The 15,076-nt window shown below is 41.9% G+C and carries 11 protein-coding genes; 4 read left to right on the forward strand and 7 right to left on the reverse strand.

What is annotated here, in order from left to right:
- Nucleotides 1-2: 2 nt before the first annotated feature.
- From K360_RS11125 to K360_RS0109875, 4 genes are all read right to left on the reverse strand, one after another.
- Nucleotides 3-698: a transglycosylase SLT domain-containing protein gene (locus tag K360_RS11125; RefSeq protein WP_024822987.1), complete on the reverse strand. Its 696-nt coding sequence runs from the start codon at nucleotides 696-698 to the stop codon at nucleotides 3-5.
- Nucleotides 695-1,963, reverse strand: coding sequence for a D-serine ammonia-lyase (locus K360_RS0109865; RefSeq protein ID WP_024822988.1), 1,269 nt, complete (start codon nucleotides 1,961-1,963; stop codon nucleotides 695-697). Before K360_RS0109865 ends, K360_RS11125 begins: the two co-directional genes overlap by 4 nt.
- A 69-nt stretch (nucleotides 1,964-2,032) precedes the next feature.
- The gene (locus K360_RS0109870) at nucleotides 2,033-5,098 is read right to left on the reverse strand and encodes an efflux RND transporter permease subunit (protein WP_034327159.1); all 3,066 of its coding nucleotides are present in this window, start codon (nucleotides 5,096-5,098) and stop codon (nucleotides 2,033-2,035) included.
- A gap of 17 nt (nucleotides 5,099-5,115) precedes the next feature.
- Nucleotides 5,116-6,177 carry an efflux RND transporter periplasmic adaptor subunit gene (locus K360_RS0109875; RefSeq protein ID WP_024822990.1) on the reverse strand — a complete coding sequence of 354 codons (1,062 nt, stop codon included), beginning with the start codon at nucleotides 6,175-6,177 and terminating at the stop codon, nucleotides 5,116-5,118.
- 276 nt (nucleotides 6,178-6,453) lie between these two features.
- On the opposite strand from K360_RS0109875, the gene K360_RS0109880 reads away from it, so the two are divergent.
- The gene (locus K360_RS0109880) at nucleotides 6,454-8,145 is read left to right on the forward strand and encodes a DEAD/DEAH box helicase (protein ID WP_024822991.1); all 1,692 of its coding nucleotides are present in this window, start codon (nucleotides 6,454-6,456) and stop codon (nucleotides 8,143-8,145) included.
- A gap of 95 nt (nucleotides 8,146-8,240) precedes the next feature.
- Here the strand turns inward: K360_RS0109880 and K360_RS0109885 are convergent, their stop codons facing one another.
- Nucleotides 8,241-8,441 (reverse strand): cold-shock protein, encoded by a 201-nt coding sequence (locus K360_RS0109885; protein WP_024822992.1) that lies wholly within the window; start codon nucleotides 8,439-8,441, stop codon nucleotides 8,241-8,243.
- A gap of 295 nt (nucleotides 8,442-8,736) precedes the next feature.
- Here K360_RS0109885 and K360_RS0109890 point away from each other — a divergent pair, with 295 nt between their 5' ends.
- Both K360_RS0109890 and K360_RS10870 read left to right on the forward strand, forming a co-directional pair.
- Nucleotides 8,737-10,701 (forward strand): ABC-F family ATP-binding cassette domain-containing protein, encoded by a 1,965-nt coding sequence (locus K360_RS0109890; protein WP_024822993.1) that lies wholly within the window; start codon nucleotides 8,737-8,739, stop codon nucleotides 10,699-10,701.
- Nucleotides 10,702-10,862: 161 nt separating this feature from the next.
- Nucleotides 10,863-11,663: an LmeA family phospholipid-binding protein gene (locus K360_RS10870; RefSeq protein ID WP_024822994.1), complete on the forward strand. Its 801-nt coding sequence runs from the start codon at nucleotides 10,863-10,865 to the stop codon at nucleotides 11,661-11,663.
- Here the strand turns inward: K360_RS10870 and K360_RS0109900 are convergent.
- Nucleotides 11,603-12,586: a glucokinase gene (locus K360_RS0109900; protein WP_333593025.1), complete on the reverse strand. Its 984-nt coding sequence runs from the start codon at nucleotides 12,584-12,586 to the stop codon at nucleotides 11,603-11,605. The two genes, K360_RS10870 and K360_RS0109900, sit on opposite strands and share 61 nt — an antisense overlap.
- Before the next feature lie 110 nt (nucleotides 12,587-12,696).
- Nucleotides 12,697-13,668 (reverse strand): MBL fold metallo-hydrolase, encoded by a 972-nt coding sequence (locus tag K360_RS0109910; RefSeq protein WP_024822996.1) that lies wholly within the window; start codon nucleotides 13,666-13,668, stop codon nucleotides 12,697-12,699.
- A gap of 191 nt (nucleotides 13,669-13,859) precedes the next feature.
- Here K360_RS0109910 and K360_RS0109915 point away from each other — a divergent pair, with 191 nt between their 5' ends.
- Entirely contained in the window at nucleotides 13,860-15,059 is a 1,200-nt protein-coding gene (locus K360_RS0109915; RefSeq protein ID WP_024822997.1) for a type III PLP-dependent enzyme, read from the forward strand.
- Nucleotides 15,060-15,076: the final 17 nt, after the last annotated feature.

Consider the following 15,076-nt stretch of genomic DNA (forward strand, 5'->3'; position numbering starts at 1 on the left):
GGTTAGTTGCTATCTGGAATTTTGCTTATTTTCTTTTCAAAACGAGCATCTAACTCCTGTTGATAAGAAAAAATATTTTTTATATATTTTGTATTATTCCCTCCACAATAAGAGGCTAGGGCCTTGGCTAAATCACCATCTGCCGAGTTGAGGTAACATGAAAAAATGTACGTTCCTACAGAGATGTTATTTTTGGGTTTCATCATTTCTGCCAAGGACTTTATATGAGAAAAGGCCTTGCCTATATTATTACGATGAACTTTCCAGTTGATCTGCATAAGTCCATACGCCGCTTTAGATCGAGCCTCATGATAAGCTCGCGATTCTTTTATAATAATTGAAGCTACAATAAAAGGGTCAACGCCAAATTGGTTGCCTGCCTCAAGAACATAATGAGCATATTTTTCAGCCCGATCTTTCTCTAGTGATCCATTTTTATCCTGAAAAAACTCAGCAATGGCCTCTTTCCGAACTTGAGCCTCCATCTCTTGTTTCGCCTGAAGCTCTCTTTGGCGCTCCATCTCTGCTGCTCTCTTCTGTTCCATCTCCATCTCTTTAAGCTCTTTTTCTTTTGCAAAAACCTCGGAAGGAATGGAAAGATACTGTCCCTCAGCATAAGAGGGCGGAGCCGTAATACCCATCAAAAGAAACAGAAGGGTAGAGAAAAAAAACACTCTTTCTGTTTTATGGAGTGTCATCCTAGCAACTCCTTTCCTTTTTCATAACATTCTCTAAAAATATTTTCTGGCAAAAAAAGCCCCCCTGTTAGCCAAGCTATGTGGGTGCCCCCAGAAGGGATGTCCTGTGTGACGAGAGGCCCCTTCAAGCTTGCTGCAGCAGAGGGTTCTATTTTGCAATCCTCAGAATCTCGTAAAAGGGCCAACAACCGATAAAGATCATCATCCTCTATCGTGTAAATACCATCAATGAGATAGCGCTCTAAACCCATAACCAGCTTGGAGGGGGATCCTACCGCTAGCCCGTCAGCTTCCGTCAACCCATCAATGCCGTAGTCAACAACTCGAACGGAGTCGTCATTTTTCAGCATTCCCAAAAGTACAGAAGGAGAATGGGTCGGCTCCACAAAGTAACATCGAGCCGCATCCCCGAAAAGGTGTTTTAACCCAAAAGTTATGCCACCAGGAGCGCCTCCCACACCGCAAGGCAAATAAACTTGGAGAGGGGTATCTTCACATATATGAATGCCCAGGCTCTCAAGCTGTGTTTGAAGGCGAAGAGCAGCTACAGCATAGCCCAAGAAAAGGTCAACAGAATTTTCATCGTCTATAAAATAGGCCCGTGGATCCCCCGCACATTGGCGCCGTCCCTCTTCTACTGCTCGAGAATAATCTTCAGTATGCTCTATAACTGTCACCCCATGTTTCCGAAGAAAATCTTTCTTCCATTGCTTAGCATCTCGAGACATATGAACGGATACTTGGAAGCCAAGGGCGGCAGAAACAATACCTATGCTCATCCCTAGATTTCCAGTGGATCCAACAGATATTTTATATTGGGAAAAGAAGTTACGGAAAGATTCATTACAAAGAACGCTGTAGTTATCAGTGATAGAAAGTATCTTTGCCTGAAAGGCAAGGTCTTCTGCATGCTTTAGGACTTCATAAATACCGCCACGCGCCTTTATAGAGCCAGCTACTTTCAGTTCGCTATCACACTTTAAAAGGAAGCGGCCTTCTATTTTCCGCCCGTAGTAGTTTTCCATATTTTTTTTAAAGGAATGGGCTTCTCGCAGAGGTGACTCAATAACCCCATTTTCCGTTTCAGGGAAGGCTTCTTTGAGGAAAGGAGCAAAACGCTGTAACCTGGCTTGAGCCTCTTGTATATGGAGAAAAGTTACAGGCAATTTTTTTAAAGGGTCAGCTGATTTTTCCTTCTCTTCGTTAAACCATGTTACAGGCTTCATTTGGAGGACATCTTGAAGTATCTGGGTCGTTTCCGGCACAACAAATCACCTCTTCCTCTTGTTTATCGAAGTATTCTAATTCAACATTGCTATACAATCAACCCGCCATTATACGGAGGTAGATGTTCGCCTTTCATGAAACCAGTAACGAAATCGCCAAGATAAGATATAAATAGGGGGTACAGCAAAAAGAGCGAGCGTACCTCCGGCTACAAGACCACCTATAGAAACAATAGCCATTGGAGCCCTATATGGCCCACCTTCCCCCAGACCTAAAGCAAGGGGAAGCATAGCTATAATTGATGTCAGATCTGCCATTACAATGGGACGAAGTCTCACCGCACACGCTTCTTGTATGGCTTTAAAAGGCTCAATACCCTCCTTTCTCCTTTTTTCACCATAATCGATGATAATAATTGCATTATTTACTACAAGGCCCACAAGCATAATCATCCCTAAAAGTCCGTAAAGAGAGACTGCCGTCCTTGTTATAAAAAGAATTGGAATAACACCAATGGCTGAAAGAGGTAGCGTTATCATTATGATAAGAGCAAAAAGATAAGATTCCAGAATAGCCGCTATCATAAGAAAGGTGAGAATGACAGACATGGCAAAAGCCGAATAAAGGTAGGCAAAATTTTCTTTAATATCTTCTACTTCTCCTGCAAATGAAAATTTATATCCTTGAGGTAGAGAAATATCTTGAACACGCTTCTGTATCTTTGAGAAAGCATCACCGACACTCCGGTTGTTTACATTAGCCGATATTGTAATAGCTCGGTTACGATCTGAGCGTAATATACTTGTGGGGCCCGTACCGTAACTAAGATCTACCACTGAGGAAAGGGGGATAAATTCTTCTCTGAACGGCAAGGGGAAATCTTGTATTTTTGCTATGGCATCGGCATGTAGAGGATCAAGAATTGTGAGGATATCATACTCCTTCCCTTCCTCCCTGAAGATGCCTGCCTTCGTACCAGTAATGTAATTTCGAACAGTATCAACCACAGCTTCTGTCGTAAGACCGAGATAGCCAAGTCGCCACGACACAGGAGAGATACGATACTCTGCCCGCCCTAACCTCCAGTTCGTGTCTACATCAACTACGTTAGAAGTTTCTTTCATAATATCAACAACTTGAAAGGCTATTATATTAAGGGTTTCTATACTTTCTCCAGAGACAATAATCTGAATAGGCTTCCCTGGGGATCCCCCTCCACTCACTGAAGCGCTAATGCTGCTTCGTACATCAGGGATAGAATTTAAGTAGCCTCGAAGTTGTTCTGCCAGCATAAAAGAGCTCGGCCGATGAGGATCGTCTGTAAGAAGCACTCTCAAACGGCTTCTATTCACTCCGGTTTCAGATCCACTTCCTCCAACAGCTACTTCTACCGCTTCTACACTAGGTAAAAAACGAAGGTATCTTTCCACTTCTCCCGTGATTTTTTCTGTATAAGTCAAGGAGGCATCCGAAGGAAGTTCTAATGTAATCTCCATTACGCCTCGATCTACCTTAGGAATAAATTCCACTCCCAAACGAGGAATTAAGAAGAGGCAAAACAAGAAAAGGCATATAAAAAAACTTATAGTGACATAAGGATATTGTAATGTTCCCTTTACAAATGAACGATGTCCTGCCTCAAATCTGTTATAAGGCCCAATCCACCAAGATGTCATTTTTCGCTCTAAAGAGGAGGGAGCTTTTTCGTAATGGACTTGAGCCATGACCATCGGGGTCAGCGTCATCGCTACCCAAAGAGAAAAGAGCGTAGAGAAAACGATAGTTATGGCAAAATCCTTCAAAAACTGGCCCGCAATGCCCTTCATAAAAATGACCGGAATAAAGACTCCAAGGTTTGTTGCTGTGGTCGAAAAAACAGATAGCGCAATTTCTTCTGTCCCCTTCTCCGCCGCATCCAAAGATGAGAAGCCAAGATCTTTGTACCTGGAAATGTTTTCGAGAACAAGAATGGAGTTATTCACTAAAATGCCAATGGAGATGGCAAGACCCAAAGTACTCATCATATTCATCGTCATGTGAGTCATAAACATGGGGATAAAAGTAGAAACAACTGCTGTAGGCATAACGATACCTACTACCACTGTAAGAGAAAGACGCTGAAAAAAAAGAAACAATACAAGTCCTGTAAGAAAAATGCCCACCACCATGTCGCGAAACACATTGTGAATAGCTTCTTTGACAAAAGAAGATATGTCATCAGTAATAGTTATATCAAATCCCTCTGGTAATGAAGAGCGGAGTTCATCCAGCGTTTGTCTGATACGAGAGCTTAGATCCACTACATTACTTCCAGGTCTGGATATACAGTCGAGAAGAATGGCATCTTTCCCTCCGTACTTCGCATATCCTCTCCGTTCTTCTGTGGTATCTAGTATTCTGCTCAAATCTCCAAGGCGCACGGCAATAGCTCCTTTGAGAGAAATATAAATATTTTCTAGCTCCACAACCTTTTGAGCTTCGCCTAAAACTCGCACAGAAAATTCTTTTCGACCTTGGACAATATGGCCAGAAGGGTCGTTTCGGCTTCCCATTTGAATCGCTTCTGCTACCTTCCGGGGAGAGACTCTATATTGATAGAGCTTTATTGGGTCTAGATATACATGTATCTCGCGCTTTAAACCGCCTAGTATTTCGACTCGCGCTACCCCTTCTATTTGCGTTAAACGTCGTTGGATTTTATCTTCTACAACATCGTAAGCATATTGAGAAGGGAGGTTAGATGTTACCGCTATAGTCATAAACGGGAAGGCATTAATATCAAATTTTTCGGTTACAGGATCCTCAGCATCTTCTGGCAATAAAGCAGAAATAGTTTTAATTTTATTAGAAACGCTGACGGTAGCATCTGAAACATTAACGTCATATTCGAACTCTATAACTACAAAGGAAACCCCTTCAAGAGAGTAGCTAAGGATGCGTTTTACTCCTTCTACCTGAGCCACCGCATCCTCAATAGGTTTGCTCACAAGCAGTTCTATTTCAGAAGGTCCCGCTCCTCGATAAGTAGTGCTTACTGTGACAACCGGAATATCTACTTCTGGAACAAGAGCAACTCCAAGATTTGCGTAACTATATAGACCAAGAACGACTGCTATTAAAACTGTTACACTTGTAAAGACGGGACGGTTTATAAATATCTGTATCAATTTCATGATACCACCACCAAGCATTATAGCTGGTCCTTTTTTCCAATGACCTGAATAAGAGCCCCGTCATAGATCTTATCCAAGCCTTCCCTCACAAGAAAACTCCCTTCATCAAGCCCTTCTTTTATTTCTATCAAACTATTCTGACTCTCTCCCGTAACAACCTTTCTTCGCACCGCCCTCCCTTCTTTTATAAGAAAGACATAAACGTCTTTCCCCTCTCTGCGTAAAAGATCGTCAGGAATAGCTACAACTCCGTCTTTGGCATCCAATCGAACCTTCACTTCTACAAAAGAACCTGGGGGAAGACAGACACCTTTCTCGAGAGAAATAAGGCACCGATACATACCAATATCCGCTAGCGCTTCAGGATCCACTCTCTTCACTACACCTCGTAAAATATTTGTATTTTGCAGTATCTGGCACTGAGTGAAAGGAGTAAAGTGCTCTATATCCGAATAAGGAATATTGACCTCTACTTCAAGATGTTCAAGGTTCCCCAAACGAAAAAGTTCTTGCCCTGGCTCCGCTATCTCGCCTACTTCTATGTTTTTCGAGAAGATGACCCCCTTCAGAGAGGAACGAACTAATGTGCGCTTTAACAACATCTGCGCCTCTTCAAGACGAGCTTTTTTCTCAGCTACAAGAGCCAACGCCCGCTCTACCTCCTGCTGAGAAATCCCTCCTGACGCATACAGATTTTTTTTACGTTTAAGATCTCTCTGAGCATTTTCATAATCGGCGAGTTTAGACGCAGAATCCGAAGATTGCGCTATATTTGAAAGTTCGGCAAGAATTTGATTAGGCTCCACCTGATCTCCAACATCCACATATACAGTTGTCACATATTCCCTGACATATACCGTAACTGTCTGTTCAGAGACTGGGCGAATTTTCCCATAATATAATTTCCAATATTCCCAGTGAGACTCTTCCACCTTATAAGACATCACTGGAATAGCTTGCTGCTGCGTTGTTACTTTAAGTGTTTCTTTATCTCCATTCGCCCATAATCGCAACAAGAGGAAGATTCCAATTACTATAGCAAGCCCCGCCACCACCCCTATAAAAAAACGAATCCTCATGACGAAAACTCACTTCCTCTGTCTCATCAACTCCTCTTTCAGAGCTGGGGAAGTATAAACTTTATAAACGCCCTTAACGGTATAATATTCTAAAAATTTCAAGGCTGTCAAGGAACGTTTTGCCCACTTAAAAATAAGGGAGGACAAGAGTTGACAAAGAGTAAAACATCTGCATAATAGGAGAGCATAAGAAAGGGATAGTAAAAAGTGGCCCTCTTTTTGCAGACGGGTCACTTTTTTTATGCCCCAATAGAAACGGGAGGCACTATTACATTTATGGAACAAAACTATTTTGAAGAATACAGCCTTCGGCCAGAACTTTTACGGGCCTTGGCAGAGAAAGGTTTTACAACACCTACACCTGTACAAGACCGAGTTCTATCAGAAGACATTGCCGAACGAGATATTGTCGTTCGAGCACGTACCGGATCTGGAAAAACCCTAGCTTTCCTTCTCCCCTTATTGCAAGAAACATCTCGAGGCGACCGCTCCTCCAATATTCTTATTCTTTCTCCCACTCGAGAACTTTCTCAGCAAATATGGAAAGAAGCCTGCTGGCTCGGTGATTATCTAGATCTTTCTGTAGCATCTCTTGTAGGCGGCATGGATATGTCGCAACAGATCCGATCTTTACGCAACGGATCCGCTATTGTAACAGGAACCCCAGGGCGGGTTCTTGATCATATACGCAGAGGAACCCTTGTTACTACAGATATACATACTGTAGTTCTCGACGAAGGGGATCATATGCTCGATTTAGGTTTCAGAGAGGAACTTGAAGCTATACTTGAAAGTCTTGTGAATTGCCAAAGGACATGGCTTTTCTCAGCAACTATGCCCCCAGAGATACATTCTCTTTCTAAGAAGTTCCTTAAAAGCCCCTTGTTTATTTCTCTTTCAGAAGAAGGGGAGGCCAACGAAGACATTACGCATGAGGTCTACCTTGTTCCTTTTAAACATAAGGAAGAAGGACTCGTAAATGTTATTTTATGGGAGAAACCTGTTAGAGCCATTATTTTCTGCCATACACGGGTGGAGACAGTGGATTTAAGCCGACGACTTCACGATGAAGGTTTTCAAGCAGTGTGTCTTCATGGCGAAATGACTCAAAGAGAACGGAACACCGCTCTCTCGCAGTTCAGAAGTGGTCGAGTACCCCTTCTCGTTGCTACAAATGTAGCAGCACGAGGTTTGGATATACAAGGAGTTTCTCACGTAATTCAGATGGGACTCCCTGATAACAGAGAAACTTTCGTACACCGTAGTGGTCGTACTGGCCGAGCCGGACATGAAGGTCGGGATTTGCTCGTCCTTTCTCCTAAAGAGGCTTCAAACTTTAAACGCATGGTAGGGCCTAAGATCAAGTTTACGTGGAAAAATGTGCCGGATCCCAAAGATATACGGCATAAGCAGAGAGAAGCCTACGAAGAAAAAATTCTTACTGCAGATCATTATGAACAAGAAGAGTACTTAGAGTGGGCTGACGCTCTTCTTAGCAATAATGATTCACAGAAGTTGACAGCACGTTTGCTTGGCCTACTTTTTGCCCGTAAACAATCCGGATACCCTTTAACAACAGAACTAGAACGAGAGCTCAAAGATGCTAACAGACCTAAACGTTCTCGCACCCCCAAGGAAGAACTGTGTTCATCGGCTTTTGTTATCCGTTTGGAAAGAGGCAGGAGCCACGGCTGGGATGTAGGCAAAATATTGCGGATTATATGTTCAACCCTCCATATCGAAAAATCTGGAGTTGGAGCAATCCGCCTAAAAGATGACCATTCGTTGGTAGAGCTTTTACCTACGTCAGAGAAAGAATATCGACGATACGGGAATAAACTTGTAGAAAAAGGATTACTGCATGAAGCTCTTTCTGAGACACGAAAGTCTTCTCGCAAAGGTGGGGGAAAAGGCGGAGAGAAAAAAGCAAACAAAGGTTTCCGGCACCGTAAAAAAGAAAAAAGATAAAAGTTAAAAGTAAAGATATATAGAAGAGATAAATAAAAAAGGGTTGCCGTTTGGCAACCCTTTTTACTATTTTCGATGAATGATTTAAAGAAAGGCTACAACTTCTGAACGTTAGCAGCTTGCGGTCCCTTGTCTCCTTGTGTTACATCAAAGGAAACCCGCTGGTTTTCGCTCAATGTTTTAAATCCATCCCCCAGAATAGCACTGTAATGGACAAAGACATCTTTTCCCTCATCGGTCGTAATAAATCCATACCCTTTACTATCATTAAACCATTTCACTGTGCCCTGAGCCATAAAAGAGAAGCCTCCTAGTACTTGAATATAGAGCCGTTTCTGTATATTTCGGCTGTTAGACAATACCCGATTTAGTAAATACTGTCAAGCAATCTTTAACGTTTTGCGCACCTTAAACAATTTAAGCATGCAATGAAAATTCGACAACATTCCTTTTTTAGCAGACATTTTTTATAATACACTTGTCTTAAACTTCAGCAAACAGCCTTATAAAGTATTCAAAAAAGAAATGTCATCGATCTATTATCTCTCGTGATATAATTCCAGCCGCAGAATAGATGAAAAGGTGAAAAAATTGATTCAATTGTCAAACATAACCCATTTTTTTGGAGAACAAACTCTTTATAAAGAACTAAATTGGATAATTCCTTTCGGAACTAAAACTGGATTTGTAGGAAACAATGGTAGCGGAAAGACTACTCTTTTCAAAATCCTCATGGGATCTATAGAACCCCATGAAGGGAATGTATTCTTTCCTAAAGATTGCCGTATAGGATATCTGCCCCAAGATCTTGTGGAAATAGAAGACATTCCGCTCTTAGAGTACCTACAAAAACAGGCCGGTGTCTACAAAACAGAGAAAGAACTGAAAGCCCTTGAAAAGGCTATTACTCAGGCTGTGGAAAGTGGGCAAGAATATTACCAGCTCTTAAAACATCATGATTTTATACTTCACCGCTATGAACAGCAGGGAGGCTATGAATTCTCTGCTATGGCTCAGAAAGTCATGAAAGGATTAGGTTTTTCCAATGAAGACATCCACCGTAAAAGCAGCGAGTTTTCTGGCGGATGGAAAATGAGGATATCTTTAGCGGCCCTTCTCCTTTCCGCACCAGATATTCTTCTACTTGATGAACCTACCAACCATCTCGATACTGAAAGTATGGAATGGCTCGAAGAATGGCTCCTTTCCTTTAACGGAACTCTCGTGGCTATTTCCCATGACCGGAGATTTCTTGATAAGGTCTGTTCTGTTACTGCCGAACTTTCTAACAAAACTATTACCGTATATAAAGGGAATTTCTCGTGGTATCTAGAAGAGAAAGCACGTAAAGAAGAAGAGTTAGAGCGAACTTTCAAAAAACAAAAAGAAGAGATCGAGAAGACAAAAATCTTCATTGAGCGTTTCCGTTATAAAGCAACAAAAGCAGCTCAGGTTCAAAGTAGAATTCGACAACTTGAAAAAATGGACTTCGTAGAATTAGACAGCGAGGAACGGGCTATAGCCATTCATTTTCCACCATGCCCCAGAAGTGGACATAATGTCCTTTCTGTAGAAAGGGCAGGAAAGCAGTATGATGCTCACTGGGTCTTCAGCGATATATCGTTCAATGTAACTCGTGGTGAAAAAATTGCTTTAGTCGGAGTTAATGGAGCAGGAAAATCAACTTTATCACGACTGATAAGCAAGGCAGAACCTCCCACTGAGGGAAAGGTTCTCTACGGTTACAATGTCAAAATGGGATTTTTCTCCCAGGAAAGCGCTCAGAACCTCGATTACAAGCGCACTGTCTGGGAAGAAATATCTCATACTGGTTATCTTGGCTCTGATGGAGAAAAACGGAATCTCCTTGGTGCCTTTCTTTTTTGCGGCGATGATATTTATAAGTCTATATCCGTGCTTTCAGGAGGAGAAAAGTCCCGAGTCGCCTTACTTAAGCTTCTTTTAAAAGAAACAAATTTGCTGATCCTTGACGAACCAACAAACCATCTGGACATGCGTACACGTGATATTTTTCAGCAGGCATTAATGGAATACAGTGGAACGTTGATCATCGTCTCTCACGATAGATACTTTCTCGATAACCTGGTTTCACGTGTTATTGAAATTCGGGATGGGCAAATTTACGATTATCCCGGCAATTATTCTTATTTCATTGAGAAACGAAAAGCTCTTTCTCAAGCAGAGAAAGTAGCATTGATGAATGAAGAGGCTAAAGCCAGCAATACGAACAAAGAAAATGAGCGAAAAAGGAGACGGAAAGAAGGAGAGATACGTAATATAATTTATCGGGAAAAGCAGAAAGTTAATAAAGTTCTCGAGCCTTTGGAACAATCCATAGCAGAACTGGAGTCAGAGAAAGCAGAAATTGAAAAACAACTTTGTTCTTCAGATTTTCTAATAAATTCGGAGGCCGTCCAAGAAGTTATGGTAAGACATAATTTCATTGAAACCCAACTTGAGGAAAAGATGAAGGAGTGGGAAGTCCTTATGGAAAAGCTAGAGGCAATAGAAGAAGAAAACACTTCGTCTGTTTAAAATTATGAAAAGACACGATCCTTTTAGACGAATCGCCCCTTTTTATGATTTTTTATAATTTTTTCAGGTCTCTATAAAACCCAAGAGATACTTCGCATATTACTTCTTAATGATAGAATACTTACAAGGAACATAGTTGTGATTCTTAAGGAGGATATGCAATGAGACGATTTCCCCTCTATTTTGTAATATGTTTCTTTATAACATTATTGGTCGTTAACACAGGTTTTGCGGCTACGCTGCCCGTTATGACACCGGGACGAAAACTTCAATACCATTTTATAAAACAACTAGATCCTGAAAAAATGGTTATGATTTTCGACGAAGAGCCTGGAGAAGAGGGGTATATTCGCGACGTTTACATGGATCTTAAGGGAGCTGTTATAGGTGGGGTGCGAATTAAAAGCCTCGTTATACGAGGCTCGGGGATCCAGCTCTCTCCTGTTCACACATGGGGTGAAGACGGCCCTGAAGTAGAGCAGATATTGAATATTCACGCCAAAGGAATCATTGACGAAAACGACATTAACCAGAATCTTCTACAAAAAGAATTCGGAGACGACGATCATTGGCACAACCTTCAGCTCGATATTCATCCTGGTGGAATATATGCTAAAGGTTATTATCTGGTCCGAATGTTATTTAAACTTGATATCCTTATAGAGATAGAAAGTCGTTTGAAGATCGTAGATTTTCAACAAATATGGCTTGACCAATATACAGTACGGGTAAATCGAGTAGACATCCCAGCTTTCATTACGGAAAAGGCCGTATCCCAAATTCAGCCTCTTCTTGACTTAAGCCGTTTTGTCTTCCCCCTTAAGTTAACGTCCATATCCTATGATGATACGTCCATAACTCTTTCGAGTTCCAGAGAGCCAGAACCTTTTGACGGCATCATCTACCAATATGAAAAGGGGTTTTCTGACCCTGTGGTCTGCTCGCCCAAATTAAAGCGATAGTACCCATATCGCGCCGCACCCCATAGTCCCATATCCTCTCTAAGCAAAACATACAGTGGGATGCGAGATAAAAGACTTGAATGAGTAAGAGAGAAATTAAACTCTTCTCTAAAGAAATCGTTATTGACTAACCACGGGTTGGAAACGGCAACACCTCCGCTGATAAAGAGACCGTGCATGGGGAGTATCGTCAATGCAAAATCTCTGCAAGCCCTGGCATAGAACGAAGCAAAAAAATAAGTTGTAAGTGATGTAGAGGATATTTCAGCCACAACAGCAGGAGAAGATAGCTCTCGACCGGTGAGAAATAAATGAAGCAGAGAAAGCCCCCTCCCAGAAACAGCCATTTCTTTTGTTATATAGGGGACACTCAATCGTTTTTTCAGAAAAAGCTCGAAGTCTTTTTCTTTCTCATAAAAAGAGATGAGGGTATGCCCAGCCTCAGAAGCAACTGGAATATACTCTTCGTTTCTCCAAGGGAAGAGAGCACTATGCCCTAATCCCGTTCCCGCTCCTATCACAGCAAGAGGAGACATCTTTCGAGGAACCCCATATTGTACAACTTCCATATCCTCAGCTTGAGCAGCGAGACACCCATAGCTCTGGGCCACAAAATCATTTACTACCTCTATAGAAATCTGTGGGTATTGCTTACGAAGAACTGCCACAGGTATAGTCCATTCTACATTGGTAAGAACAACCACATCTTCATCTTCTAACGGCCCCGGGACAGCAAAAACACATCCCTGAACCTGCGCCAAGGAAAACCGCAGGTCTATCTCTGCTGCTTTTTTTAAAAGGTTAAAGAAAGAAGAAAATGCCGCAGTTTTCAGTTCTAAAGAACCTTCCAATTCGATGCTTTCCCTTCCAATCATAAAAAGTCCCAGTCGACTCGTAGTCCCACCTATATCCGCCGCTAAAATCTTCGTGGTTTATCACCTCTCTTAACTCAAAAATCTGGCCAGATACACTTGAAGCCATGCGATAAAAATTATAAAAAAAAGAATCAAAAAGAACCGAGTCATTTTCTCTTTCATGAAGAAGCTCCTTCTTTTTTCTCGTCAGCGAGCCCTTCTGCTATCCCGCGAAGACTGTTAGTAATAAAATATCGCTCTCGACGCTGCTCATCCACAGACATTTCATAAAATCTTTCCACATAAGGATCTTCTTTTAAGATACGATCAACTAGATCAGGAATCGCCCCCCCTTCCTCTCTCTTCACTTTTTCTCTCCACTCATTAAGTTGCTCTAATGATCGCTTTAAAAAAAGGTCCCCATGACGCACCATTCCATAGTGAGCATAAAGTAGTAACGAACAAGGTCTTCTTAAGAGAAGTTTAATGGAATCCATAGCGGAATGGAAGAAAAATCTCGGCGGCGTTGTAGGGCGCATATAAAACTGCTTCCCTTCCATATCGCCCCAAAAAACACCTGCAGCTTCCCCTGCAAAAAGCAAAGGATTTTCACCTTCTAAAGGATAATAAAAGGAATGATGATGGGGGGCGTGCCCTGGAGTATCCACAAAAAGAATATCTGTCAGATCTTCACGCGGAATGATAGCATCTGCAGGTACAGCTGCCATTTCTCCATACTCCAAAGCTACTTGGCGCAATGTTTTAAGGCTAGCTTTTTGAAGACGAGATGGGTCTATTAAATGCTTTACCCCTCTATTTGGAGCTACGACTTTGCTCTCAGGGAAATATTTTAATAAGTTTCCCACTCCGCCGGCATGATCTATATGGATATGGGTTAAAACAATATAATCTATACACGAAACACCCACGCTCTTTAACGCATTTAAAAGTTTTGGGAGAGTGGACGTCGGGCCTGGGTCTACTAATATGGTTCTTCCCTTTTTCTCATCCCGAAGAAGCCACGACGAAAGGAAGTGGCTAAAGCCAGGGAGAGAAAGAGGAAGATCGATAAGATCTAACGTTCCTCCTTCAAATTCCAACGCACGATGAAATGTAGCTAAAGAGGCATCAATAGGGTAAAAGTTCATCATTATTTTTTCCTCCCAAGGACTATCTTTTTTTAAAAAAATCATGTATCTTTTTATATTCAATGCGCACAAATATAGTTTATGGAGAATGAAAAGCCTCTGTCAAGGAAAGACTCCCTCTATGTTATTGCGCAAAAATCTTCGTACCTTTACTATAAAATATAAACAGAAATTTTCTTACTGGAGGTGCTGCAGTGGAAACATCCCGTCACTACGAATTTGATATCGAGCGGTATATGCCCCGAGAGAAATTCGAAGAAATAAAGGCTTTTGCTGGCAACAAAGAAACCCCTTGTCTTATTGTGGATTTAGACAAGATAGAAGAGCAGTTCGACTCTCTTCAAAAAGGGATGCCCTTTGCGAAAATTTATTACGCTGTAAAAGCTAATCCGCTTGATGACGTGGTGAAGCTGCTCGTAGAAAAGGGCAGCTGTTTCGATATTGCTTCAGTCTATGAGCTGAATCAGGTTCTAGCCCTTGGAGCAACACCGGATCGTGTCAGTTATGGTAACACAATTAAGAAAGCAAAAGACATTGCTTATGCATATGAAAAAGGAGTTCGCCTTTTTGCCACAGACTCGGAAAACGACCTCTACAAGCTCGCCCAAAATGCTCCCGGCTCTAAGGTCTTTTTCCGGATTCTCACTGATGGAAGCGGGGCCGACTGGCCTCTTTCCAGGAAATTCGGAGCCCATCCTGACACTATTTACAAGCTTATTATTATGGCGAAAGGGTTGGGATTGGTTCCCTATGGAGTTTCATTTCACGTGGGTTCTCAACAGAGAGACCTGGGTCAATGGGACCATGCCATATCCACATGCAAATACCTTTTTGATGCAGTAGCTGAAAAAGGGATAAAGCTTAAAATGATCAATTTGGGCGGAGGGTTCCCTTCAAAATATATTTACCCTACCGTCGGCCCTGATGTATACGGCACTGAAATAACTCGTTATCTAAAGGAAGATTTTGGTGAAGACCTCCCCGAAATTCTTCTCGAGCCCGGCCGCTATATGGCTGGCGATGCAGGAGTTTTGGTTTCAGAAGTAGTTCTTGTCTCAAGAAAATCTGAATATAATCAATATCGTTGGGTCTATCTCGACGTTGGCAAGTTTGGTGGGCTTATTGAAACATTGGATGAATCGATTAAATACCCGATTTATGTAGAAAAAACAGGGTTGACTCAAGAAGTAATATTGGCCGGTCCCACATGTGACAGTATGGACATCCTTTACGAGCAAGAAAAATATGAACTGCCATTAACCTTAGAGGAAGGTGACCGTGTCTACATTTTTACTACTGGTGCCTATACTCAAAGTTACTCGTCTATTTACTTTAATGGGTTCCCACCTCTGGCAGCTTACATCTTACCTCGGGGGTCTCATAAGGAGAAGTAACGCACAGGGCCAAAAAC

The sequence above is a fragment of the Aminobacterium mobile DSM 12262 genome (genome assembly GCF_000526395.1).
Classification (GTDB): Bacteria; Synergistota; Synergistia; order Synergistales; family Aminobacteriaceae; genus Aminobacterium; species Aminobacterium mobile.

What these genes read in the sequence shown, in the direction of transcription:
- K360_RS0109885 (WP_024822992.1), bottom strand. Translation starts at nt 8,441, where the DNA reads ATGGCTCAGGGCACAGTGAAATGGTTTAATGATAGTAAAGGGTATGGA.
- K360_RS0109870 (WP_034327159.1), bottom strand. Translation starts at nt 5,098, where the DNA reads ATGAAATTGATACAGATATTTATAAACCGTCCCGTCTTTACAAGTGTA.
- K360_RS10870 (WP_024822994.1), top strand. Translation starts at nt 10,863, where the DNA reads ATGAGACGATTTCCCCTCTATTTTGTAATATGTTTCTTTATAACATTA.
- K360_RS0109880 (WP_024822991.1), top strand. Translation starts at nt 6,454, where the DNA reads ATGGAACAAAACTATTTTGAAGAATACAGCCTTCGGCCAGAACTTTTA.
- K360_RS0109910 (WP_024822996.1), bottom strand. Translation starts at nt 13,668, where the DNA reads ATGATGAACTTTTACCCTATTGATGCCTCTTTAGCTACATTTCATCGT.
- K360_RS0109875 (WP_024822990.1), bottom strand. Translation starts at nt 6,177, where the DNA reads ATGAGGATTCGTTTTTTTATAGGGGTGGTGGCGGGGCTTGCTATAGTA.
- K360_RS11125 (WP_024822987.1), bottom strand. Translation starts at nt 698, where the DNA reads ATGACACTCCATAAAACAGAAAGAGTGTTTTTTTTCTCTACCCTTCTG.